Origin of the sequence: Tenacibaculum sp. 190130A14a (assembly GCF_964048965.1) — a bacterium.
Taxonomy (GTDB): domain Bacteria; phylum Bacteroidota; class Bacteroidia; order Flavobacteriales; family Flavobacteriaceae; genus Polaribacter; species Polaribacter polynesiense.
In genome coordinates this window covers 3900964-3925672 of record NZ_OZ040189.1, presented here as the reverse complement: position 1 = coordinate 3925672, position 24709 = coordinate 3900964, and the positions used below count along the sequence as shown (strand labels likewise).

26 protein-coding genes are annotated in these 24709 nt (G+C 31.8%); 13 read left to right on the top strand and 13 right to left on the bottom strand.

The window, feature by feature from the left end:
* Positions 1 to 65 precede the first annotated feature (65 nt).
* The 4 genes from mutY to gldD are packed head-to-tail and all read left to right on the top strand — an operon-like array spanning position 66 to position 3463.
* Positions 66 to 1115 carry an A/G-specific adenine glycosylase gene (gene mutY, locus ABNT22_RS18345; protein WP_348718191.1) on the top strand — a complete coding sequence of 350 codons (1050 nt, stop codon included), beginning with the start codon at positions 66 to 68 and terminating at the stop codon, positions 1113 to 1115.
* Between the two features lie 38 nt (positions 1116 to 1153).
* The gene (locus ABNT22_RS18340) at positions 1154 to 1594 is read left to right on the top strand and encodes a single-stranded DNA-binding protein (RefSeq protein WP_348718190.1); all 441 of its coding nucleotides are present in this window, start codon (positions 1154 to 1156) and stop codon (positions 1592 to 1594) included.
* A 23-nt stretch (positions 1595 to 1617) separates the two neighbouring features.
* Positions 1618 to 2916: a gliding motility-associated protein GldE gene (gldE, locus tag ABNT22_RS18335; RefSeq protein WP_348718188.1), complete on the top strand. Its 1299-nt coding sequence runs from the start codon at positions 1618 to 1620 to the stop codon at positions 2914 to 2916.
* Positions 2909 to 3463: a gliding motility lipoprotein GldD gene (gldD, locus tag ABNT22_RS18330; RefSeq protein WP_348718187.1), complete on the top strand. Its 555-nt coding sequence runs from the start codon at positions 2909 to 2911 to the stop codon at positions 3461 to 3463. The genes gldE and gldD overlap by 8 nt, the downstream gene beginning before the upstream one ends.
* A gap of 32 nt (positions 3464 to 3495) precedes the next feature.
* On the opposite strand, the gene ABNT22_RS18325 is transcribed toward gldD, so the two are convergent.
* Positions 3496 to 4518 (bottom strand): COX15/CtaA family protein, encoded by a 1023-nt coding sequence (locus ABNT22_RS18325; RefSeq protein ID WP_348718186.1) that lies wholly within the window; start codon positions 4516 to 4518, stop codon positions 3496 to 3498.
* 87 nt (positions 4519 to 4605) lie between these two features.
* A complete protein-coding gene (locus ABNT22_RS18320) occupies positions 4606 to 5136 on the bottom strand; it encodes a heavy metal-associated domain-containing protein (RefSeq protein WP_348718185.1) in 531 nt (176 codons plus the stop codon).
* A 99-nt stretch (positions 5137 to 5235) separates the two neighbouring features.
* On the opposite strand from ABNT22_RS18320, the gene ABNT22_RS18315 reads away from it, so the two are divergent.
* The gene (locus tag ABNT22_RS18315) at positions 5236 to 6108 is read left to right on the top strand and encodes a DMT family transporter (protein WP_348718184.1); all 873 of its coding nucleotides are present in this window, start codon (positions 5236 to 5238) and stop codon (positions 6106 to 6108) included.
* Between the two features lie 57 nt (positions 6109 to 6165).
* Here the strand turns inward: ABNT22_RS18315 and ABNT22_RS18310 are convergent, their stop codons facing one another.
* Both ABNT22_RS18310 and ABNT22_RS18305 read right to left on the bottom strand, forming a co-directional pair.
* Complete coding sequence (locus ABNT22_RS18310) at positions 6166 to 8220, bottom strand: pitrilysin family protein (protein ID WP_348718183.1); 2055 nt, start codon at positions 8218 to 8220, stop codon at positions 6166 to 6168.
* 19 nt (positions 8221 to 8239) lie between these two features.
* Positions 8240 to 9556 carry a pitrilysin family protein gene (locus ABNT22_RS18305; protein ID WP_348718182.1) on the bottom strand — a complete coding sequence of 439 codons (1317 nt, stop codon included), beginning with the start codon at positions 9554 to 9556 and terminating at the stop codon, positions 8240 to 8242.
* A 248-nt stretch (positions 9557 to 9804) separates the two neighbouring features.
* On the opposite strand from ABNT22_RS18305, the gene rplU reads away from it, so the two are divergent.
* The 4 genes from rplU to ABNT22_RS18285 all read left to right on the top strand — a co-directional run bounded on the left by rplU (position 9805) and on the right by ABNT22_RS18285 (position 13778).
* The gene (gene rplU / locus ABNT22_RS18300; protein WP_299106177.1) at positions 9805 to 10290 is read left to right on the top strand and encodes a 50S ribosomal protein L21; all 486 of its coding nucleotides are present in this window, start codon (positions 9805 to 9807) and stop codon (positions 10288 to 10290) included.
* 24 nt (positions 10291 to 10314) lie between these two features.
* On the top strand, positions 10315 to 10575 hold the full coding sequence (gene rpmA / locus ABNT22_RS18295) for a 50S ribosomal protein L27 (protein WP_299106179.1): 261 nt from the start codon (positions 10315 to 10317) through the stop codon (positions 10573 to 10575).
* Between the two features lie 556 nt (positions 10576 to 11131).
* On the top strand, positions 11132 to 11863 hold the full coding sequence (locus tag ABNT22_RS18290) for a LytTR family DNA-binding domain-containing protein (RefSeq protein WP_348718180.1): 732 nt from the start codon (positions 11132 to 11134) through the stop codon (positions 11861 to 11863).
* 1 nt (position 11864) lies between these two features.
* Positions 11865 to 13778, top strand: a complete 1914-nt coding sequence (locus ABNT22_RS18285) for a tetratricopeptide repeat protein (RefSeq protein ID WP_348718179.1) — start codon at positions 11865 to 11867, stop codon at positions 13776 to 13778.
* Here the strand turns inward: ABNT22_RS18285 and dinB are convergent.
* The 5 genes from dinB to ABNT22_RS18260 all read right to left on the bottom strand — a co-directional run bounded on the left by dinB (position 13775) and on the right by ABNT22_RS18260 (position 17857).
* Entirely contained in the window at positions 13775 to 14857 is a 1083-nt protein-coding gene (gene dinB / locus ABNT22_RS18280) for a DNA polymerase IV (RefSeq protein ID WP_348718178.1), read from the bottom strand. The two genes, ABNT22_RS18285 and dinB, sit on opposite strands and share 4 nt — an antisense overlap.
* A 1-nt stretch (position 14858) precedes the next feature.
* Positions 14859 to 15263: an ACT domain-containing protein gene (locus ABNT22_RS18275; protein ID WP_348718177.1), complete on the bottom strand. Its 405-nt coding sequence runs from the start codon at positions 15261 to 15263 to the stop codon at positions 14859 to 14861.
* 85 nt (positions 15264 to 15348) lie between these two features.
* The gene (locus tag ABNT22_RS18270) at positions 15349 to 15579 is read right to left on the bottom strand and encodes a ferredoxin (protein WP_348718176.1); all 231 of its coding nucleotides are present in this window, start codon (positions 15577 to 15579) and stop codon (positions 15349 to 15351) included.
* Positions 15579 to 16826, bottom strand: a complete 1248-nt coding sequence (locus ABNT22_RS18265) for a peptidase U32 family protein (RefSeq protein WP_348718175.1) — start codon at positions 16824 to 16826, stop codon at positions 15579 to 15581. The genes ABNT22_RS18270 and ABNT22_RS18265 overlap by 1 nt, the downstream gene beginning before the upstream one ends.
* Positions 16826 to 17857 (bottom strand): rhodanese-related sulfurtransferase, encoded by a 1032-nt coding sequence (locus tag ABNT22_RS18260; protein ID WP_348718174.1) that lies wholly within the window; start codon positions 17855 to 17857, stop codon positions 16826 to 16828. The genes ABNT22_RS18265 and ABNT22_RS18260 overlap by 1 nt, the downstream gene beginning before the upstream one ends.
* 203 nt (positions 17858 to 18060) lie before the next feature.
* On the opposite strand from ABNT22_RS18260, the gene ABNT22_RS18255 reads away from it, so the two are divergent.
* From ABNT22_RS18255 to ABNT22_RS18245, 3 genes are all read left to right on the top strand, one after another.
* The gene (locus tag ABNT22_RS18255) at positions 18061 to 18558 is read left to right on the top strand and encodes an N-acetyltransferase family protein (protein ID WP_348718172.1); all 498 of its coding nucleotides are present in this window, start codon (positions 18061 to 18063) and stop codon (positions 18556 to 18558) included.
* The gene (locus ABNT22_RS18250; RefSeq protein WP_348718171.1) at positions 18555 to 19562 is read left to right on the top strand and encodes an aspartate-semialdehyde dehydrogenase; all 1008 of its coding nucleotides are present in this window, start codon (positions 18555 to 18557) and stop codon (positions 19560 to 19562) included. Before ABNT22_RS18255 ends, ABNT22_RS18250 begins: the two co-directional genes overlap by 4 nt.
* Positions 19563 to 19626: 64 nt before the next feature.
* On the top strand, positions 19627 to 20280 hold the full coding sequence (locus tag ABNT22_RS18245; protein WP_348718170.1) for an HD domain-containing protein: 654 nt from the start codon (positions 19627 to 19629) through the stop codon (positions 20278 to 20280).
* A gap of 185 nt (positions 20281 to 20465) precedes the next feature.
* On the opposite strand, the gene ABNT22_RS18240 is transcribed toward ABNT22_RS18245, so the two are convergent.
* The 4 genes from ABNT22_RS18240 to ABNT22_RS18225 are packed head-to-tail and all read right to left on the bottom strand — an operon-like array spanning position 20466 to position 24380.
* A complete protein-coding gene (locus tag ABNT22_RS18240; RefSeq protein WP_348718169.1) occupies positions 20466 to 21248 on the bottom strand; it encodes an enoyl-CoA hydratase/isomerase family protein in 783 nt (260 codons plus the stop codon).
* A 3-nt stretch (positions 21249 to 21251) separates the two neighbouring features.
* On the bottom strand, positions 21252 to 22670 hold the full coding sequence (locus ABNT22_RS18235) for a sensor histidine kinase (RefSeq protein WP_348718168.1): 1419 nt from the start codon (positions 22668 to 22670) through the stop codon (positions 21252 to 21254).
* A 48-nt stretch (positions 22671 to 22718) separates the two neighbouring features.
* Positions 22719 to 23225 (bottom strand): hypothetical protein, encoded by a 507-nt coding sequence (locus tag ABNT22_RS18230; protein WP_348718167.1) that lies wholly within the window; start codon positions 23223 to 23225, stop codon positions 22719 to 22721.
* Positions 23226 to 23228: 3 nt separating this feature from the next.
* Positions 23229 to 24380: a DNA polymerase III subunit delta' gene (locus ABNT22_RS18225; RefSeq protein WP_348718165.1), complete on the bottom strand. Its 1152-nt coding sequence runs from the start codon at positions 24378 to 24380 to the stop codon at positions 23229 to 23231.
* Between the two features lie 103 nt (positions 24381 to 24483).
* Between ABNT22_RS18225 and ABNT22_RS18220 the strand changes: the two genes are divergently transcribed.
* Positions 24484 to 24708 (top strand): FeoA family protein, encoded by a 225-nt coding sequence (locus tag ABNT22_RS18220; RefSeq protein ID WP_348718164.1) that lies wholly within the window; start codon positions 24484 to 24486, stop codon positions 24706 to 24708.
* Position 24709: the final 1 nt, after the last annotated feature.

Below are 24709 nucleotides of genomic sequence, written 5' to 3'. Positions count from 1 at the left end.
GAAAATTTTTAAGATTAAAATTATCTTGTTAAAATGCACTACTTTCGCATTGCAAATTTCTGAAAATGGATTTTAATAACAAATTGAAATACTGGTATTTACAAAATAACAGAGAGCTTCCTTGGCGAAAAACTAAGAATCCTTACCATATTTGGTTAAGCGAAATCATGCTGCAACAAACGCGAGTGGCTCAAGGATTACCTTATTATTTAAAGTATATAGAGGCTTTCCCTACAGTGTTTGATTTGGCAGAAGCTTCTGAAGAAAAGGTATTGAAACTATGGCAAGGGCTAGGATATTACTCAAGAGCAAGAAATTTACATTTTACGGCTAAGTATGTAGCCAACGAATTGAATGGAGAGTTTCCAACAAGTTATAAAGAATTGTTAAAATTGAAAGGTATTGGAGATTATACAGCTTCAGCCATTGCATCTATTTGTTTTAATGAAGCAGCAGCGGTTGTTGATGGTAATGTGTACCGAGTTCTTTCAAGATATTTTGGTGTTGCTACCCCTATTAACTCCACAAAAGGAATAAAGGAGTTCAAAGAATTAGCGCAAACGTTGATTGATTTAGATGAACCTGGAGTGTATAATCAGGCTATTATGGATTTTGGAGCGTTGCATTGTAAGCCTCAAAAACCACTTTGTGATCAATGTCATATTGCTGATAGTTGTGTTGCATTGGAAAAAGGTCTAGTTGGTACCTTACCTATTAAGGAGAAAAAAATAAAAGTTAGAAAACGATACTTTAATTATTTAGTATTGAAAACTGCAACAGGATATACCATATTAAATGAAAGGAAAGGCAAAGGTATTTGGCAAGGGTTGTATGAGTTTCCTTTAGTAGAAACTCAGAAATCAATTGAAACTTTAGAAGAATTAGTGAATTGTGAAGATTTTCAAGAGTTATCACTCAATAATACGTCTATATCGTTGTTTAACGAAAAAGAAATAGTACATAAATTATCACACCAGCATTTATATACAAAGTTTTGGGTAATAGAGTTAGAAAAACATGCGCAGGCAAATATTAGTTGGGATGTGATAAAAGAATATCCTGTACCAGTATTAATAGATAAGTTTTTAACCAATTTTCAAAAGAACAAAATCTAAAAATTTGTATATTTGATTTTATCGTAAATTAAAATGTTATGGCAGGAACAATCAATAAAGTAATGCTTATTGGGCATTTAGGAGATGAGGTAAAGATGCATTATTTTGAAGGAGGAAACTCTATCGGGCGTTTTCCTTTAGCTACTAACGAAACATATACCAATCGTCAAACTGGAGAACGTATTACAAATACGGAATGGCACAACATTGTTGTGCGAAATAAACTGGCTGAGATCTGTGAAAAATATCTTTCAAAAGGAGACAGAGTGTATTGTGAAGGTAGAATAAAAACAAGGCAGTACGAAGTTGATGGACAAAAAAGATATACGACAGAAATTCATGTACAAGACATGACTTTCTTATCAACAAAAAAAGAAACAAGTGCGCCACCAGCACAGACACCTGGTAATACAGGAACACAATCAATAAACCAAGAACCAACAGCATCTTATAATGAAGATGATGATTTACCATTTTAATGTCTAACTAAAACAAGCCTTTTTTGGAACCCGATCCCGAATCATTACAATTTATTCTATTAAGTATTGACTCTTTAACCATACTGAATTGTGTAGCATTGACATTGCTTTTAATCAGTTCTGCATTAGTTTCTGGTGCCGAGGTTGCGTTTTTTTCAATATCTCAAACAGAATTAGACGAGGTTGCTGAGAAAACAAAGGGCAAAAGTACCGTGGTTAGGCTTTTAGAAAACCCGAAGAAACTTTTAGGAACAATTTTAATTACAAACAACTTCATCAATATTCTTATTGTTTTATTGTTTGCGACTTTGGGAGAAGTTTTTTTTGCTGGGTTGTCTGATAAGGTAAAACTATTCATTGAAGTAGGTTTAGTTACCTTTTTAATATTACTATTCGGAGAAGTTTTGCCAAAAGTTTATGCAACACGCAAATCGTTGCAATTTGCTGGGTTTATGTCTAAACCAATTTTAGTGTTAAATACTTTTTTAACTCCGTTAAGTTCGGTTTTGATTCGTTTGACCAGTATTATTGAAAATAGATTAGGAAATAGAAACAATAATTTATCTGTAGAGCGCCTTTCTCAAGCATTGGAATTAACCTCTGAGGATGCTACAACCAAAGATGAACAGAAGATTTTAGAGGGAATTGTAACCTTTGGTAATACGGAAACGGTACAAATAATGAAACCTAGAACTGATGTTTGTGCTATTTCAGATGATACTAGTTTTGCAGAAGTGCTTTCGATTATTTTAGCAAATGGATATTCAAGAAACCCAGTTTATCATGAAAGTATTGATAATATAAAGGGGGTTTTATACGCAAAAGATTTATTAGCGCATTTGAATAAGAAAAACTTTAAATGGCAAAGCTTAATACGTGAATCATTTTTTGTGCCTGAGAATAAGAAATTGGATGATTTATTGAGTGAGTTCCAAGAAAAGAAAATGCACTTGGCTATTGTGGTTGATGAATATGGAGGTACAAGTGGTATTGTTACCTTAGAAGATGTTATTGAAGAGATTGTTGGAGATATAAATGATGAGTTTGATGATGATGATTTGTCTTATTCTAAGCTTGATGAAAATAATTTTATTTTTGAAGGGAAAATCACAGTAAAAGATTTCTGTAGAGTTTTAGAAGAAGACGAGGAAAAGTTTGAAGATGACAAAGGAGAAAGTGAAACTTTAGCGGGCTTTATATTAGAAGTCTCAGGTAAGTTTCCTAAAAAAGGAGAGAAAATAAATTATAACCAATATACGTTTACTATTGAAGTGGTAGACAAGAAAAGAATTAAACAAGTTAAAGTTACTCGAAATGCGTAAGATTTTAGTGTTGATGTTAGTGATGTTGATGGTGAGTTGTGATGAAGAAACTTTACCAAAACCAAAAGGATATTTAAGTTTAAACTACCCACAAAAGAGTTTTAAGAAATTAACATTGGTAAAACCATATTCTTTTGAAATAGCACAGAATACAAGTCAAAAGAATTTACCAAAGAATTGGATGAAGGTTGAGTACCCTGAATTAAAGGCTTCAGTAGATATCACCTACAGACCAATCAAAAACAATTTACGAGAGTTGTTAATGGAGGCTGAAAAGTTAGTGTTTGAGCATGCGATTAAGGCAGATCAAATAACAGCACCTGTAGAATATGTTAACCCTGTTAAAAAAGTATATGGAAGTTTGTATGAAATAAAAGGAAACGCAGCTTCTCAAATACAATTTCATGCAACAGATTCAGCTAGAAACTTCTTAAAAGGATCGCTGTTTTTTTATACAAAACCTAATTATGACTCATTATTACCTGCTATTGAATATATCAAAGCAGATATGATAAAAATGATGGAAACTCTAGAGTGGAAAGAGTAAAGTGTTTCAAGAGGTTTTAGTCTTTGAAATAGTTAAACTTCCTTTGTTTTTCTACTCTGTAACCATAAATAAAATTGTAATCCAAATAAAATAGCTCCAGCTAATAAATGTATTGCTTGTGTTCCTAAAGGAAATTCTGCGTAGTACATTAAAATACCAGTAATTGTTTCTAAAAAGATTAAGAAAACAATCCAGTTTACAAGTCTGTACCCTAAGTTTTTTATTTGATTCAAATAAAACATTCCAAGGTTCACCAATACAATGGCAATGGTAAAAGAGCGATGGAAATAAAACTTAAAACTTGGATCCATTAAACTATACTGTTTATTTTCAAATCCAAATAGCTTTACTTGTTCATCAATAAATTGACGTACTTGTGTTCCCATGGCAATTTGTATTAATGAAAATACTACAGAAACAATTAGAAGCTTATTGAATAAAGAGTTGTATTTGTAAACTGATTTTCGTTCCGTAACAATAAACAAAAGCCATAATAATAAAGCTACAATTACCAATCCAGCTACCATATGAATGGTAATAATAGTGGGTTTTAAGTTGGTGTCAACCACTGTTTTTCCTAGCCAAGCCTCAAAGAGCATTAAAAAGAAAGCTCCTAAAGAAAGAAGTGTTATGGCTTTCTTTTCTCTCCAAAAAGAAAAAGAAATTACAACTAAGAACAAGAAAGGAATTCCTGCTACAGCAGATGAAAGACGATTGATATATTCTGTCCAAGTATGGTATTTATTAAATTTAGCATAATTATGCTTTGTGTATTTCTTCCAGTTATTTGTGTTAAATTCAGCAGCTGTTTTTAAATTGTTTTCAGCTACAAATAGGGTTTCATCCTTAACAATGATCATCCCTTTTTTATAATCTGTATTAGGTTGCCAAGTAATTTGTTCTTCAGAGGTTGGCGGAATATAGTACCCAAAACACTTTGGCCAATCTGGACATCCCATTCCAGAACCAGTCATACGTACAACTGAACCAGCTAAAAAGATTACATAAACGGCAATTAATGTGATTTTAACGATGAGAGGGAAGTGTTTTTTCATCTAATAAATAATTTGTGCAAAGATACTTAAAAGGCATAAAAAAAGCTCCATATAGGAGCTTTCAGTTTTATTTAGATTGAAAATTAATTATGCATTTTCAGTTTCAGCACAACATTCCATTTTACAATCTTTAGCACAAGCTGTTTTTTCTTCAGATGTACCTTCTTTTTTATCTGAACAACAAGCCATTTCACATTCTTTTTTACATGCTGCTTTTTCTGCGTCAGTTTTAGCTTCGCTACATTTTTTCTCACACTCTTTTTTGCAAGCTTCTTTACTTAACTCTGAAGTTTTATACATGCTCTCAGCTATCCCATCAACAAAAGCCATTAATTCAGCTTTGTTTGTTTTGTTAGCATCAAACTTTACGGTAGCAATACTATCTGTAAACACAACTTTCGCATCTACAACTCCCTCTTTTTTAGATAAGTCAGAAGCGATTTTTTTAGCACAACCAATTTCACAAGTCATACCAGAAATTGCAAAACTAGCCTCTTGTACATTTGCAGCTACCTCTTCTGTTTTAGGAGTTGCATCTTCTTTTTTAGCTTCTGTTTTACAGGCAATTGTTGTTACACTTACAAATGCGACAACAAAAAATATTTTTAATAGTTTCATTATTCAATTAATTTATAGGATAATAGCGCAAATTTATCAATAATTAGCTAAAGTTATAAAGTTTTGTGCGACTTTTGTGTTTCCTTATACAAGTGTTGCATGAACAATCAAAAATTAAAATGGATTTACCTTATCATATTATCTCTAGTATGGGGGAGTTCATTTATACTTATGAAAAAAGCTCTTGTAGGGTTAACGCCCATTCAAGTTGGAGCTTTACGAATGTTAATTACAGCAATTTTTTTATTATTAATTGGGTTTAAGAGTTTAAAAAGAATTCAAAAAAGACATTGGAAGTATGTTGCTTATACCGCTGCTTTAGGAACTTTTTTTCCAGCTTTTTTGTTTGCTTTTGCAATAAGTAATATTGACAGTTCTATTTCAGCAATATTAAATTCTTTAACACCGTTTAATACATTTATTTTTGGAGCCTTGGTATTTGGGTTTTCCTTTAAAAGAAAGCAGTTTTACGGAATTTTAATTGGATTGGTCGGTACATTAATACTTATTTTAAAAGGTGCGGCACTCAATCCAAATCAGAATTATTGGTATGCATTGTTAATATTAATAGCCTCTATAGGATATGCTTTTAATGTAAATATGATTAAAAGGTATTTACATGATTTAGATGCTTTGGCAATTACTACAGGGAATTTTTTGTTATTGATAATTCCAGTATTATTAGTGCTTATATTTTCAGGTTTTTTCACCACGTTTGAGGTTACTCCAGAAACAACATCAGCACTTGGGTACATTACTGTTTTAGCAGTGGTTGGTACAGGTATAGCAAAGGTTATGTTTAATAAAATGGTACATATGTCATCGCCGGTTTTTGCCGCTTCTGTTACGTATTTAATCCCAATAGTTGCCGTAATGTGGGGTATTATAGACGGTGAACGTTTAAGTATGGTTCAGTTATTGGCAGGTGGTATTATTTTGTTTGGTGTTTGGTTGGTAAACAAGGCCAAATAAAAAAGAGCCAAAACTGTTGTTTTGACTCTTTATGTTAACTATTTAAGATGTTGATTTTTATTGAAAATCAGCATCAGAAACACCTTCGTTTATTTTTACCTCTTTTACTACAAAGTTTAATTCCATAGGCCCGTTTGTTCTGATTACTTTGTGAGGAAATTTAATTCCATTTACTTCTTTATAATCAGCAAAGGTTACAGGATTTTTAACTTCTCCTTGTGGTCCTTTAACAGTAGTTATAGTTTTTACTTTTAACCCAGATTCCATGTCATAAAACACTTCTGTGTCGTTGTACTTAATAACATAAGCATTTTTACCATTTAAAGGTTCAATTCTATCTAGTTTTCCCTTTTTATATGAAACGTCAGCAAAAGGAAATGATTTTGATTTTGAATCTTCTAACTCTTTTCCAGTCAATTCTTTTTTCTGACCACGAGCTTCTTGGTATCCTTTTGTTCCGTCAAAAACAGACTTTTGTAAAGTATTCCCCATCATCGAAACTAAAAGAGAACTTTTGTTAGGACTAGTAGTTTTAGTAGTAATAACAATTGGCGCAGGAGCTCCATCTATCTTAGCCTCTGCAACGGTCATTAAAGATTTTACAGCAGCCACTTTATCTTTTCCACCAATAGCTTTAAAGTAGTTGTCTACAACAGTTGCTGCTGTAGTACCAGCAGGAATTGGTAAACTCATTGCTGGCTTGTTTGTAGGATTTCCGTTTTTGTCAAAATAATTGATTTTATAATCAGCTGTTTTTTCTAAATTCTTTAAAACATCTATTCCTTTACCAGTAATCACAATACGTGATTTATCTCCTCTAAAATATTTAATAGCGGCGTTTTGAACATCTTCTAAAGTAACTGCGTTTACATTCTTAAGATAGTTTTGATAGTAGTTTGCAGGTAAATCGTTCGTTAAAATATTTAAAGCATATGAAGCAATTGTATTTGGCTTTTCTACATTTCTAACAAAGTTTCCAATGTATTTAGCTTTTGCAATATCCAACTCTTCTTTTGTTGCTTTTTGATAACGGATTTTATTGATTTCTTTCATCGCCTCAACCATAGCACTATCAGTAACCATATTTCTTACAGAAGCAGATGCTTTAAAACGAGAAGCATAACGGCTAGAACCAATTCCAGAGTAAGAACCATAAGTATACCCTTTATCTTCACGTAAGTTTTTATATAATCTACCAGTACCACCTCCACCAAGAATTTGGTTTGCTAATAAAGCCGCATAATAATCTTTATCATTCATTTTTAAGTTAACACTATTAATGATTGATAGCTCAGATTGTACTGCGTTTGGCATATTAATAAAATCGATTTCTGTTGTAGCAGGATTTTCTACTTTAGGTAGTTCTTGTGCTACTAAATCTCCTTTTTTCCAATTAGAAAATAAACCGTTAACTAAAGATTTTGCTTTGTCAAAACTAATGTCACCTACAATAACTAAATAAGCATTGTTTGGCTTGTAGGTTTTATTGTAAAGATCTTTAACATCTTGTAAAGTGATGTTCTTTAAAGTTTCTTGAGAAGTAAATTCTCCAAATGGGTGATTTTTACCATAAGTTAAAACGTCTTCAACTCTACGAGCAATAGCCGCAACACTTTTTTCACTGTTTTTTATACCGTCAAGAGATTGCTTCATTTGCTTGTCAAACTCTTCTTGAGAGAATACTGGATTGAAAGCCGCGTCTGCCATTAAACCTAATACTTTTGGGAAGTATTTAGTTAATGAACTTGCTCTTGCTCCTTCGTCCCAAAAAGAAACATTTGCTCCTAAGAAGTCTACTTCTTCGTCAAATTTTCCTTTCGGTGTGTTTGTTGATCCAGTACCTAACATTCCACTTAATAAGCCTTCAACCCCTTTCTTATTTCCATAAGACATTGGTGGATTGTCAATAGTTAAAGTAGCAGATACTCTAGGTAATTTATGGTTTTCAACAACTAAAACTTGTAGTCCGTTGTCCAATTTAAATTTCTTAGGGCTACCAATATTTATTTTAGGTGCAGGCCCTGGTTTTGGCTGTTTACTTCTATCAATCTGTGCTGAAACAGTTAATGATAGAAACAATAAAGCTGCAATTGATAATATTTTCGTTTTCATTAAAATTCAGTTTAGATGATTATTTCTTTTTTGGTAAATATTCAATAATTACACGACGGTTTTTAGCTAAGTACTTTTTAGCTACGTCTCTAATTTCCTCTTTTGTAATAGAATTAATAATGTCTAATTCCTTGTTAATTCTGTTTGTTTCTCCAACTAACATGTAGTTTCTTGCTAATGTATTAGCAATACCTTGAACGTTAGAGTTAGAGGCAACGAATTGATTTTCGAATTTGTTACGTACTTTTTCTAAATCTCTGTCTGAGATTAATTCCGTTTGTAACTTTTCAATCTCTTCGTCCATTTCTTTGATTAAATCATCTAAAGAAGTTTTACCTAAAGGAATTGCTCCAATGTTATAAACACTGTAATCTTCTAAGTTTCTTGCAAATGAGAATACTTGTAGAGCTTTCTTATCAGTGTCAACTAATTTTTTATATAATCTAGAACTCTTTCCATTACTTAAAATAGTGGAGATAACATCTAAAACTTTAGAGTCTCTTTCTCGCATTGAAGGAGTTTTGTGTGCTAATAGAATAGCTGGTAATTGAATGTTAGAGTCGTATTCTTTTACTCTTTTTTCTTGAGTTCTTTCTGGCTCAACAATTTTGTTTCTTTTTGGAAGAGTACGAGCTGGAATTGATTCAAAATAATCTTTGATCATTTTTTTAGTGTTTTTAACATTAAAATCTCCAGCAACTACTAATACTGCATTGTTTGGCATATACCACTTCTTATAAAAAGCTTTAAATTCTTCAAGTTTTGCAGCATCTAAATCTTTGATATATCCAATCATTGGTCTACCATAATTGTGCTTGTCAAAAATGTGGTTGTAAACATCACCATAAATAATTTTTCCATAAGGAGCATTATCCATACGTTGACGTTTTTCTTCTTTAACAACTTCGTTTTGAGTGTCTACTGCCTTTTGATCGATAATTGGGTGTAATAAACGCTCAGACTCCATCCATAAACCTAGTTCTAAATTGTTAGATGGAAAGGTTTCATAATAATAAGTTCTATCCCAGTTTGTATTTGCATTTCCAGTACCTCCATTTGCCGCTTCTATTTTATTCCATTCGCCACGACCAATGTTTTTTGTTCCAGTAAATAATAAGTGCTCATAAAAGTGAGCCATTCCTGTTTTTCCATCTTCTTCATCTTTTGCCCCAACATGGTACATAACACCAACTGTAACTACAGGAGCAGAATTGTCTTGGTGCAAAATTACATGCATACCATTGCTTAAATCGTACTCTTCAAACTCAACCTTTTGAGCATTTGCACTAAATGCTACTAAAAGAGCTGAAGCAAGAGATAAAATACTTCTTTTCATTAGTTCTTAATTTAATTTAAATTGATTCTTTAAGTTTGACGCTGATAAAGAGTATTTGTTACATTATTTAGATAAAAAAAGAAGAAGCTTTTTACAAAGGATGTATTTTGTTGATTATCAATTTTATAATATGGTGTTTAAAATTGTTTTTTTACTTGTTAAGTAAATGAAAAAACGTATATTTGCACCCGCATTTCTGTATTTTTAAGAGATGTAATTATTTAAATTAAAAAGCAAAACAAGTTAGTATGTACGCAATCGTAGAGATAGCAGGGCAGCAATTTAAAGTAGCAAAAGACCAAAAAGTTTACGTTCACCGTTTACAAGCAGAAGAAGGATCAAAAGTATCTTTTGATAATGTAATGCTTATTGAAGACGCTGGAAATGTAACTATTGGCGCCCCAGCTATAGAAGGAGCCGCAGTAACGGCTAAGGTATTAGGTCACTTAAAAGGTGATAAAGTAATCGTTTTCAAAAAGAAAAGAAGAAAAGGTTACAAGAAGAAAAATGGTCACAGACAGTATTTAACTGAGATTCAAATCGAAGGTATTGCTGCTTCTGGTGCTAAAAAGGCAACTGCTAAGAAAGAAGCTCCTAAGACTGAAGAAAAAGCAGCATCAAATGACTTAAGTTCAATGACTGTTGCTGAGTTAAAGGCTTTAGCTAAAGAAAGAGGAATCTCAGGATACACTTCTTTAAAGAAAGCTGAATTAATTGAAGTATTAAGTAAATAATTAACCTAAAAAACTCGTTAAGAAATGGCTCATAAGAAAGGTGTCGGTAGTTCGAAGAACGGTCGTGAATCGGAATCGAAACGATTAGGAGTAAAGATTTTTGGAGGACAAGCTGCTATCGCAGGTAATATTATTGTTCGTCAAAGAGGAACTCAACATTATCCAGGAGAAAATGTATATATGGGGAAAGACCATACTTTACATGCAAAGGTAGATGGTGTTGTTAACTTCCAAAAGAAGAGAGATAACAAATCTTACGTTTCTATTACTCCGTTTGAGGCTTAATAGAATAAGATTGTAATAATAAAAAAGGCTTAACGATTTCGTTAAGCCTTTTTTATTTGTTATTAAAATAAGTGCAAAAAAAAAACACCATAATTGGTGTTTCCTTTTCTTTTTGTCATTATCTTGATTAATCCCCCAATTTATCAATAATATGACTTTTACCCCCTTGTGTATTACATTACAAATATGCATTAAAAGTTCTCGTTACAAATTGGTTAGTGTATAATTGGTACTATTTTTTGTGTAAATGGTAAAGAAAAGTGTGGTTTAGGGTTAATATATGCACAAAAAAAAACACCAATTATGGTGTTTCTTTTTCTTTTTGTCATTTCTTGATTAATTCCCCAATTCATCAAATATGACCTTACCCCTTGTGTATTACGTGGCAAATATGCAGCGAAAGTTTTTTAAATTAGGGAGTTAGTGTGTGTTTGGTGCTTTTTTTTGTATAAATGGTAGCTAATCATATGTTTTAAGTGTTTTTTTAGCAATAAATCTCTAAAAAGCCATTTTATTTTTATCATAATAAAAGTTACATTTGGGAAAATGTAAGTGTATGTTAAAGGCAGTAATTGTAGATGATGAACCAAAGGCAATTCAGGGGTTAAGCTGGGAATTGTCTAATTTTGATAATGATATTGTAATAGAGAAAACTTTTACTGATGCCGAAGAAGCAATCAAGTATTTAGACTTAGCTACTATAGATTGTTTGTTTCTCGATATTGAAATGCCAACCATGGATGGTTTTCAGTTACTATCTAAGTTAACTAATAGAGATTTTGCAGTGGTTATCACTACTGCTTACAATGAGTACGCAATTAAGGCTTTAAAGAATAAAGCAATTGATTACTTATTAAAGCCTATTGACTCAGATGATTTAGAAGAAACGATTCGAAGAATTAAAAACTATTCAGCAGATAATAGCGCAGAAAGGTTTGAGAAAATACTTACCAGTTTTAATGAAAAGTTTAACAGACGAAAAATTACGATCAATACAGATGGAAAGCTAATTTTTCTAGATAATGATGAAATTATTTTTGTAGAATCAGATGGTAACTATAGTTCCATACATATTCGTAATGGTAAGAAAATAGTCGTTACAAAAAAATTAAAGGAAGTAAATGAATTGCTACCAGATGAACATTTTTTTAGAATTCATAACTCTTACATCATAAACCTAAATAAAATCAAAGAATTTTTAAAGTCAGACGGTTATGTGGTATTAACAGACAACCATAAAATACCAGTTTCGCGCCAAAGAAAATCTGAGTTTTTAGAAAAATTTTAGAATGAAACCTTTTTTAAAAATCCTACTAACATTTTTAATTACTACTAACTTTTATGCTCAAACGAAAGTTGATAGTCTTATTAGTGATGCTGTTACCAAAAAAGAAGAAAATTATTATAAAGTTCAAAAACACTTTAGAAGAATTAGGTTTACCAATGAAGAAATTGCTAATTTCTTAAAAAGGAGTCAAGAGGAAAATTATAAAATAGGAGAAGTATTTGCACTCAACCTCAAGGGAAGATCACATCGAAATATAACCGAATATGATAAGGCTGAAGAGTATTATAAGTCAGCTTTAGAATTAGCGAGAAAGATTAGAAGTGTAGAAGGAGAAGTTATCACATTAAATCAGCTAGGGGTTATTTACAGAAGACAAGATAAGGTAAAAGGAGCCCTGAATTATCATCAAGCAGCTTTAGAAATTATCAGTAAGATAAAAAACCCGAATGAAGATTTTAAAGTAAGTCATAGTATTAGTGTAAACAGTATAGGTAATATTTATTTGACGATTAGGCAATATGAATTGGCATTGGCTAAGTTTCAAGAATCTATTGAAATTCAAAAGGAATTAAACGATTTAAGAGGGTTGGCAATTAACCATCAAAACATTGGATACGCCTATCAAAATATTGGAGATTTAGATCTGGCTTTAGAAAATTTTAATAAATCATTAGAGTATAACAATTTAAACAATAGTGATTTAGGAAGGGTTATTTGTCATAATAGTATTAGTAATATTTTAATAAAGCAAGGTAAGTATAATGAGGCTTATAATTATATAAATGATATTGTACCTACTGCAGAAGAATTAGGTAATCGATATTATTTATCTGAAGTGTATAATACCATAGGTTGGGCTTTAATAAAAAAGAATAACTTAGACGAGGCTGAAGAATACTTATATAAGTCGCTAAAAATAGGTGCAGATAATAATATACCTTCTAGTTTGTCGGTGAGCTATTTACATTTATCAGAGCTTCATCAAAAACAAAATAATTTTAAAGAGGCTTTAGAACATTTTCAAAGTTCGATTGATATCGATAAAAAGACCTTCAATGAGAAAAATATTCGTTGGGTAACTAATCTAATGAGTAATTTTGAAGATGAAATAAAAAATAATAAGATTGTTAGGTTAGATAAGGAGAAGAAAATAGCAGAACTTAATTTAACCAAAAGTAGAAATATTCTAATTATTACGTTTGTTTCTTTAGCTTTATTCAGCGTAGTGTTATACTCTATTTATAGGCAAAGATTACTTAAAAATGACAAGAAGATATTGATGCTAGAACAAGAGGCTCTTCAAAGTCAAATGAACCCACACTTTGTTTTTAATGCCTTAAATTCTATTAAGCTCTATATTATCAATAATGAACAAAAAAATGCAGTTTATTATTTAAATAAATTTTCAAAACTTATTAGAAATATATTGGATGCGTCTAAGGTGAAAGAGGTGAGTTTGAGTGAAGAACTTAGCACGATGAATTTATATATGAGTATTGAAAATATACGTTTCTCCAATGAAATTGAATATTCTGAAAGAGTAGATGAGGATATCAATTTAGAAAGTATTAAAGTACCGCCATTAATTTTGCAACCTTTTTTAGAAAATGCTATTTGGCATGGATTATCTTCGAAAAAAGGGAGTAAAAAAGTAAGCTTAGAAGTGCTTAAAATTTCTGAAGATTTTATTCAAATAGATATTGAAGATAATGGTGTAGGGCGCGAACAAGCTTTTAGAATAAAGAAGAATAAATCATTAAATAGACGATCAATCGGAATCGACTTAACCAAACAACGTTTACAAAACTTTACCAACGAATTTAAAGATGATTTTTCTTTAGATTATTTTGATCTAAAAGATGCAGAAGGAAAAGCAATCGGTACTAAAGTATCTATTAAAATTCCTTTATCTTAAAAATCGAATTTTAACTGGACCCAAACAGGGTCCTTTTTTTCGGTATTCAAATTGCTAAAAGAAATACCTAAAAGGCGCACTGAATTTTTTAGTTTTTCTTGGAATAACAGTTCCTTTACGATAGGATAGAACTCTTTTTTTTGTTGAATGAAATGAAGTGTTGTTTTACTACGCGTTTGTTGCGTAAAATCGCTGTATTTAATCTTAAGAGTTAATGTTTTGCCCTTTGTGTTTGATTTAACCATTCTTTTTTCTAATTCAATAGCAATTTTATCAAGTTTTTCTAGCATAAAAACTTCTGAAGAAATGTTTTCACTAAAAGTTCGTTCAGCGGCAATTGATTTTCTTACCCTGTTTGGTTTTACTTCAGATGTATGAATTCCTCTTACAATATTGTAATAATGCAATCCAGATTTTCCAAATAGTTTAGATAGTTCTTCACGAGATTTGTTTTTAAGATCTAATCCTGTAAACAGTCCGAGATTGTGCATTTTGGCAGCAGTTACTTTTCCAACGCCATAAAATTTATTTACGGGAAGTTTTTCTAAAAAATCGATTACTTCTTCTGGGTGTATGGTTTTTTGTCCGTTAGGTTTATTAATATCAGAAGCAACTTTAGCTAAAAATTTATTGATTGAAATTCCAGCTGAAGCTCTTAGTTCCAATTCATTCCATATACGGTCTCTAATTTCTTTGGCAATTGAATTTGCAGAGGGGTTTCCTTTTTTGTTTTCTGTTACGTCTAAATAGGCCTCGTCTAAAGAAAGTGGTTCTACTAAATCTGTATAATCGTAAAAAATGGCTCTAATTTTTAAAGAGATCTCTTTATATCTGTCAAATCTTGGAGGGACAAATATTATATGAGGGCATTTTTTTTTAGCAAGTACTCCGCTCATAGCAGAGCGTACCCCAAATTTTCGTGCCTCGTAACTTGCTGCTGAAACTACTCCGCGTATTTCACTTCCTCCAACTGCTACGGGTTTACCTATTAATTCAGGGTTGTCAAGTTGCTCTACAGATGCATAAAAAGCATCCATGTCAACGTGAATAATTTTGCGATATGGTGGCTGGAGTTCCATTTTAATATTGTGCAGACAGCTTATTTAAAGTATTGATGGTTTTAGTTTCATCTGATTTGGCAACAAAAATATGATCGTGATAAAAACCAGCAATAACATTACAACTAATATTGTGTTTTGCCAATGCATTAGAAAAAGCAGCTGTAAGTCCAACAGCATCTAAAGAAGAATGAATTTTAAGAGTAATCCAAGAAGCTATAAAATCATAAGAAAGATTATGTTTATCTGCAATAGAGCGTTCTAAAACGAGAGTATTACCTTCAGTTTCTTTAAACAAACCTATAATATCTTTGTTAGAAATAGTTGCCGCCTCATTGGGAGAAACTGAAACAAACACATATTCACCTGTATTAAGGTAAGGCTTCATTTCTTTAATTAGAACAGCTAAGTTTTTTTCTCCTGACATTGATTTTGTTTTAAGATAAAATTACTGAATTTTTAAAACAAAAAAGCTCTCAATTTTGAGAGCTTTTAAATAGAAATGTTCTTTCTTATCGTTGTTTTACTTCTATAATTTTAACAGGACATGCCTTTTTTGCTTCTAGCGAAGCTTCAAAAATACTATCGTCATGAGTTTTTATAGTAAAAAAACCTTTTTTTTCTGTTGAATGTAATAAAACCGATTTACCGTCTTTTTTAGACATTTGAAACTGTGCAGGAGCTAACTCAACACAATAATTGCAACCTATGCATTTATTACGCTGTAATGTAATTACGACCATTAGTTTTTTGAAAATTCGGTTTTTACGATTTTGTATAGTTTATCTGATGGACGAATTTTAAAATCTAGCTTCATAGTTACTTCATCACCTTTGGTAGCCGTTTGTGCTTCTTTGTCGTTTACAAACATGCTTTTTAATTCCATTTCTCTAGCTCCAGTAGTAGGCCCCGTAATTAAAATTGTATCTCCAACAGTTACATCATATGCTTCAATTTTAAACTCACCAATTTCGGCCTTTGAAAAATAATGAACTCCTTTTCCTAGGTATACCTTCTTTTGAGTAGCATGAGAACCAGGTTCTTTGCTCCATTCTCCTAATTTCTGACCTAGATAGTATCCATTCCAAAAACCACGATTGTATACTTTTTCAAGTTCTTGCATCCAGCTAATTACTTTCTGCTTATCGTAATTTCCATTGTATAAACTATCAATAGCGTCTCGGTAACATTTAATTACCTTGGCAACATATTCAGGTGCACGTCCACGACCTTCAATTTTAAGCACTTTAATCCCAGCATCTGCCACTTGATCAAGGAAGTCAATAGTACATAAATCTTTTGGAGACATAATGTACTCATTATCCAATTCCATTTCAAAACCGGATTCTTGATCTATTACTGTGTATTTTTTACGACAGTTTTGTTTACATGCACCTCTATTTGCAGAAGAATTGTGTGAGTGTAAACTCATGTAACATTTACCGGAAACAGCCATACAAAGAGCTCCGTGTCCGAAAATTTCAATTTCTAACAAACGTCCCGATGGTCCTTTGATTTCTTCTTTTTCTATTTGTTCGGTAATTTTCTTTACTTGGCGTAAGCTTAATTCTCTACTCAAAACGACAGTATCGGCAAACATCGCATAAAATTTTACGGTTTCAATGTTTGTAATATTTATTTGTGTTGAGATATGTACTTCCATACCTTCTGCCCTAGCCATCGCAATTACAGCTTGGTCCATTGCAATTACAGCTGTAATATCTGCTTCTTTAGCTCTTTTTATTAATGTTTTTACAATTGATAAATCATGATCGTAAATAATCGTATTTAAAGTAAGGTAAGTTCGAACGTTTTTTTCTTTACATCTACGAGAAACTTCTTCTAAATCATCTAAGGTAAAATTTATAGATGCTCTAGCTCGCATGTTTAGTTGTTCAACTCCAAAGTATACAGAATCACATCCGTTATCTAATGCCGCTTGTAATGATTCAAAATTACCAGCGGGAGCCATTAATTCTATCTTTTGCATTATTTCTTGAACTTTAAAGCTTCTGAACGTCCTTTTTTAAAGATTTTATTACTGGCGTGCTTTCCTTTACGTAAAGCTTTTTGCTCTTCGTATGATAAATGAATGATTTCTTGACATTCTGAAGAACATGTATTTTCCATTTGTTCGGCACATTCATCACACTGAATAAATAACAAATGACATCCTTCATTTGCACAGTTAGTGTGTGTGTCACAAGGTTTACCGCATTGATGGCAATTAGAAATAATATCGTCAGAGATTCGTTCAGCACGTCTATGATCAAAAACGAAATTCTTTCCTTTAAATTTATTTTCGATGCCTTCGGCTTTTACTTGTCTCGTATATTCAATAATACCACCTTCTAATTGAAAAACATTTTTAAATCCTTTGTGTTTGTAGTAAGCAGAGGCTTTTTCGCAGCGAATTCCTCCTGTGCAATACATTAATAGGTTTTTATCTTCTTTATGTTCTTTTAAATCATTTTCAATAATGTCTAAAGAGTCACGAAAAGTATCTACATCTGGAGTAACGGCTCCTTCAAAATGACCTATCTCACTTTCGTAATGATTACGCATATCTACACAAACAGTATTAGGGTCTGCAAGCATTTCGTTAAACTCTTTTGCTGATAAATGAACCCCTTTATTGGTAACATCAAAAGTATCATCATTCAATCCATCGGCTACAATCTTATTGCGAACTTTTACTTTTAGTTTTAAGAACGACTTATTGTCTTGCTCTACAGCAACATTTAAACGAATATCTTTTAAGAAAGAAATACTATCTAATTGTTCTTTTAATGCTAAGAAATTCTCAGCTGGAACAGAAATTTGAGCATTGATTCCTTCATAAGAAACATAAGTTCTTCCAAGAACTTCAAGTTCATTCCATTCGATGAATAATTTATTTCTAAAAAGTGTTGGGTTTTCTATCTTAAAATATTGATAGAAAGAAATAGTAAGACGGTCCTTTCCCGCTTCGTCAATTAATTTAGCGCGTTCCTCTGCGCTTAACTTGTTGTACAGTTGCATGCTATACCTTTTTAAGTTAAACAATAATAAGTTATGATTTTTCAATAAAATCGCTGCAAATGTACATAAAATTTAGTTTCGGTGTTTAAAATAACACATTTGATATCAAATTGATAGGAATTAAACTTTTAGCTAAAATTTTAAGTAAAAAGAGATACAACTAATCTGATTTTTTTAAACCTTTGTACTAGTATTTAAAAGAAATGATAAGGAGTGTAAGCATACGAGATGCAAAGGAGATTTCAGACATCTACAATTATTATGTAGAAAACGATATTGCAACATTTGATGAATCTCCTGTTACTGTGACATATTTTGAAAATAAAATAGTTGATGTAACAAAGTCTTTTCCTTGGTTTGTTTTTGAAGATGAACAAGGAGTTGTTGGTTACGCACATGCAAACTTTTGGAATACGAGAAGCGCTTATAGTAATTCAGCAGAGGTTTCCGTATATGTGAAGCAAGGAGCAATTCAAAAAGGAATAGGAACTCAATTATATACAAAACTCATTGATACATTAAAAGAAAGTGAGTTTCGAGTATTAATTGGAGGAATATCGTTACCAAATGAAGCTAGTGTAAGATTACATGAGAGGTTTGGGTTTGAAAAGGTAGCGCATTTTAAAGAAGTTGGATATAAATTTAATAAATGGGTAGATGTTGGCTATTGGCAACTTACCGTAAATAAAAGTAAAAAATGAGAGTAGCAGTAGTAGGAGCTACCGGAATGGTAGGTAATGTAATGTTACAAGTATTAGCAGAACGTAATTTTCCTGTAACAGAATTAATTCCTGTAGCTTCAGAGCGTTCTGTAGGGAATCAGTTAGAGTTTAAAGGAACAAACTACACGATAGTTGGGTTAGAAACTGCTGTTTCTATGAAACCAGATGTAGCTTTGTTTTCAGCAGGTGGTAGCACCTCATTAGAATGGGCGCCTAAATTTGCTGAAGTAGGAACGACGGTAATAGACAATTCATCTGCATGGAGAATGGATCCTACAAAGAAATTAATTGTACCTGAAATTAATGCTTCTGAGTTAACTGAAGAAGATAAAATTATTGCAAACCCAAATTGTTCTACCATTCAAATGGTCATGGCTTTGGCTCCTTTACATAAGAAATATGGAATTAATAGGTTAGTAATTTCTACTTATCAATCAATTACAGGAACTGGTGTAAAAGCTGTACGTCAGTTAGAAAATGAAGTAAAAGGTATTGAAGGGGAGGCTGCATATCCTCATCAAATTCATAAGAATGCTTTACCTCATTGTGATGTTTTTGAAGAAGCTGGTTATACTAAAGAGGAGTTAAAGTTAGTTAGAGAAACACATAAAATTTTAAACGATCCAAGTATTGGAATTACCGCAACAGCAGTTAGAATTCCTGTAGTAGGAGGACATAGTGAATCTGTAAATATTGAGTTTGATAACCACTATGAGTTGGATGATGTAAGAACAGTTTTGAATGAAACAGATGGTGTAGTTGTTCAAGATAATATAGAGAATAATGAATACCCAATGCCTTTTTATGCAGAAGGGAAAGATGAAGTTTTTGTAGGGAGAATTCGTAGAGATTTATCTAGAGAAAATGCATTGAATATGTGGATAGTTTCCGATAATCTTAGAAAAGGGGCTGCTACAAATACGATTCAAATTGCAGAATATTTAGTGGCAAACAGTCTTATTAAAAATTCTGTTGAAGCATAAGAAAATAATATATTAAGTTTTTAAAATCCTGTACATAATTGTACAGGATTTTTATTTTTGACATATGAATAAAGAACAAATAATAAAAAATACAATATCCTTTGTTAAAGAGACTTTAGAAGGGGCAGAAGGAGGACACGATTTTTTTCATATTGAGCGAGTTTATAGAAATGCGTTATTAATTTCTCAAGAGGAAGAGGTAGATCGATTTGTAGTAGCTTTAGGTGCTTTATTACATGATATTGCAGATAGCAAATTTTATAATGGAGATGAAACTGTTGGTCCTAAAAAGGCACGAGCTTTTTTAAGCAAAGAAGGAGTTGATGAAAATGTGATTTTGCACGTAGAGAATATTATCAAGAATATTTCTTTTAAAGGAGGGAACTTTCATCAAGAGTTTAGTTCTCCGGAGTTGGGTGTAATTCAAGATGCAGACAGGTTGGACGCTATTGGAGCAATTGGAATTGCACGTTGTTTTAATTATGGTGGATTTAAGAATAGGGCATTGTATGATCCTGAAATTAAGCCTAATTTGAATATGTCGAAAGAAGAATATAAGAAATCTACTGCTCCTACAATTAATCACTTTTATGAGAAACTATTATTATTGAAGAATAAAATGAATACTGAAACAGGTCGAAGGTTAGCTCAAGATAGAGACGATTTTATGAAGCAGTTTCTGGAGCAATTTTACAAAGAGTGGAATGCGAACTTTTAAATGAATTAAACAAATTTTAAGATATTGTGTAAAAAAAATAAAAAAAGATTTGTTTATTGATATCAAAAGTATATTTTTACCAAAGATTTTTAATCCCCTTTTTAAAAATTTTTATTTCCCCTTAAAGTAAGAAGATAGCATTTAAAACTACGTTTCAAAATGCTATCTTTTTTATTTTTAGAGTTTTACTTTCCTGGGAATTGAGGTTTTCTTTTTTCTAAAAAGGCAGTAGTTCCTTCTTTAAAATCTTCGGTCCCAAAGCAGTTTCCAAATTCTTTTATTTCGGAAGTATATCCGTTAACTCCATCTTTAAAGTTATCGTTAATAGCTCTAATAGCAGCTCCAATGGCTACAGAAGAGTTTTTCATGATTTTTCCGGCAATTTTTTCAGCCAATCCTAGTAATTCTTCTTGAGAGGTTACATGGTTTACCAGCCCTACTTGTTTTGCTTCTTCTGCAGAAATCATTCCAGCAGTCATAATCATTTCCATCGCTTTTCCTTTACCAACAAGTTGAGGTAAGCGTTGTGTTCCTCCATATCCTGGAATAACCCCTAAAGAAACTTCAGGTAGTCCCATTTTAGCATTGTCAGAAGCAATTCTAAAATGACTCGCCATGGCTAATTCTAAACCTCCTCCTAAAGCAAACCCATTAACCGCAGCAATTACAGGGGTTGATAAATTTTCTACAAAATCAAATAAGATTTCCTGTCCTTTTTGAGCTAGACTTCCTCCTTCTTCTATAGAAAAATGTGCAAATTCAGAAATATCAGCACCAGCTACAAAAGCTTTTTCACCGCTTCCTGTTATTATGATTACTTTAGTTTCGTTGTCTTGGTCTAAGGAATTAAAAGCACTATGAAGTTCTTCAATAGTAGCTTTGTTTAACGCGTTTAGTTTTTTTGGTCTGTTGATGGTAATAGTTGCTAATCCATTTGAATTTTCAACTAGTATGTTTTCGAAATTCATGATTTAAATTTTTGGTAACATTACAGTAAATACAGTTCCTATACCTTCATTTGATGTAAAGGTGATGGTACCGTCATATGCTTCAATTATTTTTTTTATCATTGGTAAACCTAATCCCATTCCACTTGTTTTAGTAGTGAATTTAGGTTCAAAAATTAACTTTTTATTCTCTTCTTTGATTCCTTTTCCGTTATCGGCAACAGTTATTTTTACATTGGTTCCTTTCGAAGCAACTTTTACCTCAATTTTTGGTGTTTTACTTCCCTTAGGCATTGATTGCGTGGCATTTTTCACCAAGTTCGTTATAATACGTATTAATTGCGTTTTATCTAGGTTAGCATAAATTTTTTCTTCACTTGGAATATAATGAATATAATCTTCCGTAAAGATATCTAACGCGTGTTTCACAACATCAATAACTTCAAGTTTTTCTTTTTTCTGAGTAGGCATTTTTGCAAAATCTGAAAAAGCAGAAGCAATTGAACTCATTACATCGATTTGTTGTATGAGTGTTTCACTATACTCTGTCATCTTTTGTTTGATGTTAGGGTCATTAGGGTCAAATCTCCTATCAAAACTTTGCACAGATAACCTCATTGGTGTTAGTGGGTTTTTAATTTCATGGGCAACTTGTTTCGCCATTTCTCTCCATGCCTGTTCACGTTCGCTTTGCGCCAATTTTACGGCACTTTCCTCAAGCTGATCAATCATATTGTTATATGAATCAATCAAAGAGTTGATCTCTGAACTAGCCGAATTTAGTGTAATTTTTTCGTTTCGTTTGTTTAAGCGTGTTTCTTTAATTTTATTTGAAATGGTTTGTATAGATCTTGTGATGTATGCAGATAAGAAATAAGCCAACAAAATAGCGGCTATAAACATGAAAATATATACAACAGCCAAACGTGAAATAAACTCTTCTAGTTCTTTCTTTTGTTCTTCGTTATTTTGAGCTATTTCTATTTCGAGAATTCCTATTCGTTTAAAACGTAGGTCGTTAATATAGGTATAAGATGATTGATAGGTAATTCCTCCACCAGTTTTACGACTTTTTAAAATTCTATGGTTAGAATTATTCGCTAATTCTAGAATAACCTCCTTAGATAATTGTGGTAGGTTTTCAACTCGTTCAAAATTAAAAGGTTTGGAAGATTTTAACAACTTACCATTCATATCGTACATAAGAATGTTTAATTTATGTACGGTTGCCATTTCGTAAATTCTATCTTGAAATATTCTGGATAGATTCTCTGTGGTTACCGGATAAGTAGTTTTGTGTTTTAATTCAATTTCAATGTCGTGTCGAGTTGCATCTTCTTTTCTTCCTAAACGATGAACGTTATAATCTTTTGTTTGTTCGTCGTATTGATAAATAGTTACTAATACAATAAGAATAGAAGCCAATAATATTAATAATATCATTGACAAAAAGATTCTTATTCTAAGTGAAATGTTGTTTAAAATGACCAATTATTTAAGTTTTTTCGATTTCATAATTAAAATGTCATCAAACTCTCCGTCATTGTCCCAATCGTAAATTGCCTTTCCGTTAAAGCCGGTTTTAGTTTGTGTTATCTTATACCAGGCCTGGACTGTTTTGCCTAAATATGGATAATCTACATACAAGCTATCTCCTTTTGTTTTCCAGTTACCTCCGCTTTTTCCAACTTTTGTGCCATCGGGTTGCAAAAACCAAGCGGTAAAAGTACCATCATCTTTATAGGTAGATTGTGCTTTTCCAGAGTTTTCGTTGCTAAAGTCATCTTCAAAAACAGAAGTAGAATCTGTTTTTTGGTAGGTAGGGTACTCAATTTTAATATAGCTTGTTTCCCAGTTTCCGACCATGTAATCTTTTAACAACGGTTTGTTTGATGCTGTTTTTTCAAGAACCGTTTCTTGTCCTTCTTTTTTTTCTTGTTTACATGCAGCAAAAAACATTCCGAAAATTGCAATAATCCATAAATATTTAGAATTCATAATTTAAGATTGAATTTTTTCTTCTTTTGTATGTAGAAGACGTGTTAGTTTAATAGATAAATCTAGTAAAATAATTTTAGCATTTCCATTCCTTTCAATATGATATTGCGCTTCTCCTACTTCCTTTTCAATGGTTAACATATTCGCACTGTGTATGAAGGGAGCAAATTTTGCTAGATCGAAATTAGCTGTTTGAGTTTCTAAAAACACCAAATCTGGAGTTCCGTAGTTTAATAAAAGTGCTTGTCTGAAAAACTGTAAACAATATTGTAAAAATTGCTTTTGAGTTTCTCTACCAGATTTTGCTATTTCTTCCGACCATCCAATTAAATCCTGAATAACGGCTGCGTTTCCTTTTGCTCTGAAGGCAGCACGAATCCAAGTAATAAACCACTCTTCAAACTGTAAGTCGTTAGAGTTGTTGTGTAAAATATGAAGTGCTTTGTTATAATTTCCTTCAGATTGATAGGCAATTTTTGTAGCCTCATTTTCATTGATTTGTTCTCTCGAAACAAGGGCATTTGCAACATCTTGATTGCTTACAGGTGTAAAGTGTATTGCCTGACAACGTGATTTTATCGTATTGATAATTTGACCTTCATCTTCAGCAACTAGTAAAAAAATCGTTTTGTTAGGAGGTTCTTCTATTAGTTTTAAAAGTTTATTTGAAGCTGCGGTGTTCATTTTTTCAGCCATCCAAATAATCATTATCTTAAATCCACCTTCATATGATTTTAACTGAAGTTTTTTTACGATTTCTTCTGCCTCATCAACTCCAATTTGTCCCTGCTTATTTTCAACCCCAATGTGTTGTAGCCAATTAAATAAACTTCCATAAGGTTGTTTATCAATAAAAGACCTCCAATCTTCCATAAACAAACTACTTACTGGGTGTTTCTTTACAGTATCATTTGTAGTTACGGGAAAAGCAAAATGTAAATCAGGATGTTGTAACTTGTTGCATTTTAGATTACAAACTTCAGGGTTCGGAGCACTATTACAAAGCAAAAACTGTGCGTAAGCAATTGCAGTAGCTAAGGTGCCTGAACCTTCTTTTCCTACAAATAGTTGTGCATGTGGTATTCTACCATTTTCTGCTGATTGAACTAAGTGTTTCTTTATATGATTTTGGCCAATTATTTCATCGAAAGTCATACGCAAATATAAGGTTTATACATACAGATTTTATAAATGATTTACAGGTTGTTTAGAATGATTCTATTTTAGTATATTTGCTAGCTAACTTATACTTGTTTTTTTGAGTACAATTGCATCGTTATATATTGGAGAAAAGGGTATTATCTTAGAAGAGAGCTTAGATAAAATACCATTAAAATTATTAGAAATGGGTTGTTTGCCAGGATCTGAAGTAGAACTTTTACAAATAGCACCGTTAAAAGACCCTCTTTATATTTGTGTAAACGGAAGTCATTTATCAATTCGTAAGGATACTGCTTCAAAAATTTTAATTACTAAAATTTAAT

What these genes read in the sequence shown, in the direction of transcription:
- mutY (WP_348718191.1), top strand. Translation starts at nt 66, where the DNA reads ATGGATTTTAATAACAAATTGAAATACTGGTATTTACAAAATAACAGA.
- ABNT22_RS18340 (WP_348718190.1), top strand. Translation starts at nt 1,154, where the DNA reads ATGGCAGGAACAATCAATAAAGTAATGCTTATTGGGCATTTAGGAGAT.
- gldD (WP_348718187.1), top strand. Translation starts at nt 2,909, where the DNA reads ATGCGTAAGATTTTAGTGTTGATGTTAGTGATGTTGATGGTGAGTTGT.
- ABNT22_RS18325 (WP_348718186.1), bottom strand. Translation starts at nt 4,518, where the DNA reads ATGAAAAAACACTTCCCTCTCATCGTTAAAATCACATTAATTGCCGTT.
- ABNT22_RS18320 (WP_348718185.1), bottom strand. Translation starts at nt 5,136, where the DNA reads ATGAAACTATTAAAAATATTTTTTGTTGTCGCATTTGTAAGTGTAACA.
- ABNT22_RS18315 (WP_348718184.1), top strand. Translation starts at nt 5,236, where the DNA reads ATGAACAATCAAAAATTAAAATGGATTTACCTTATCATATTATCTCTA.
- ABNT22_RS18310 (WP_348718183.1), bottom strand. Translation starts at nt 8,220, where the DNA reads ATGAAAACGAAAATATTATCAATTGCAGCTTTATTGTTTCTATCATTA.
- ABNT22_RS18305 (WP_348718182.1), bottom strand. Translation starts at nt 9,556, where the DNA reads ATGAAAAGAAGTATTTTATCTCTTGCTTCAGCTCTTTTAGTAGCATTT.
- rplU (WP_299106177.1), top strand. Translation starts at nt 9,805, where the DNA reads ATGTACGCAATCGTAGAGATAGCAGGGCAGCAATTTAAAGTAGCAAAA.
- rpmA (WP_299106179.1), top strand. Translation starts at nt 10,315, where the DNA reads ATGGCTCATAAGAAAGGTGTCGGTAGTTCGAAGAACGGTCGTGAATCG.
- ABNT22_RS18290 (WP_348718180.1), top strand. Translation starts at nt 11,132, where the DNA reads ATGTTAAAGGCAGTAATTGTAGATGATGAACCAAAGGCAATTCAGGGG.
- ABNT22_RS18285 (WP_348718179.1), top strand. Translation starts at nt 11,865, where the DNA reads ATGAAACCTTTTTTAAAAATCCTACTAACATTTTTAATTACTACTAAC.
- dinB (WP_348718178.1), bottom strand. Translation starts at nt 14,857, where the DNA reads ATGGAACTCCAGCCACCATATCGCAAAATTATTCACGTTGACATGGAT.
- ABNT22_RS18275 (WP_348718177.1), bottom strand. Translation starts at nt 15,263, where the DNA reads ATGTCAGGAGAAAAAAACTTAGCTGTTCTAATTAAAGAAATGAAGCCT.
- ABNT22_RS18270 (WP_348718176.1), bottom strand. Translation starts at nt 15,579, where the DNA reads ATGGTCGTAATTACATTACAGCGTAATAAATGCATAGGTTGCAATTAT.
- ABNT22_RS18265 (WP_348718175.1), bottom strand. Translation starts at nt 16,826, where the DNA reads ATGCAAAAGATAGAATTAATGGCTCCCGCTGGTAATTTTGAATCATTA.
- ABNT22_RS18260 (WP_348718174.1), bottom strand. Translation starts at nt 17,857, where the DNA reads ATGCAACTGTACAACAAGTTAAGCGCAGAGGAACGCGCTAAATTAATT.
- ABNT22_RS18255 (WP_348718172.1), top strand. Translation starts at nt 18,061, where the DNA reads ATGATAAGGAGTGTAAGCATACGAGATGCAAAGGAGATTTCAGACATC.
- ABNT22_RS18250 (WP_348718171.1), top strand. Translation starts at nt 18,555, where the DNA reads ATGAGAGTAGCAGTAGTAGGAGCTACCGGAATGGTAGGTAATGTAATG.
- ABNT22_RS18245 (WP_348718170.1), top strand. Translation starts at nt 19,627, where the DNA reads ATGAATAAAGAACAAATAATAAAAAATACAATATCCTTTGTTAAAGAG.
- ABNT22_RS18240 (WP_348718169.1), bottom strand. Translation starts at nt 21,248, where the DNA reads ATGAATTTCGAAAACATACTAGTTGAAAATTCAAATGGATTAGCAACT.
- ABNT22_RS18235 (WP_348718168.1), bottom strand. Translation starts at nt 22,670, where the DNA reads ATGATATTATTAATATTATTGGCTTCTATTCTTATTGTATTAGTAACT.
- ABNT22_RS18230 (WP_348718167.1), bottom strand. Translation starts at nt 23,225, where the DNA reads ATGAATTCTAAATATTTATGGATTATTGCAATTTTCGGAATGTTTTTT.
- ABNT22_RS18225 (WP_348718165.1), bottom strand. Translation starts at nt 24,380, where the DNA reads ATGACTTTCGATGAAATAATTGGCCAAAATCATATAAAGAAACACTTA.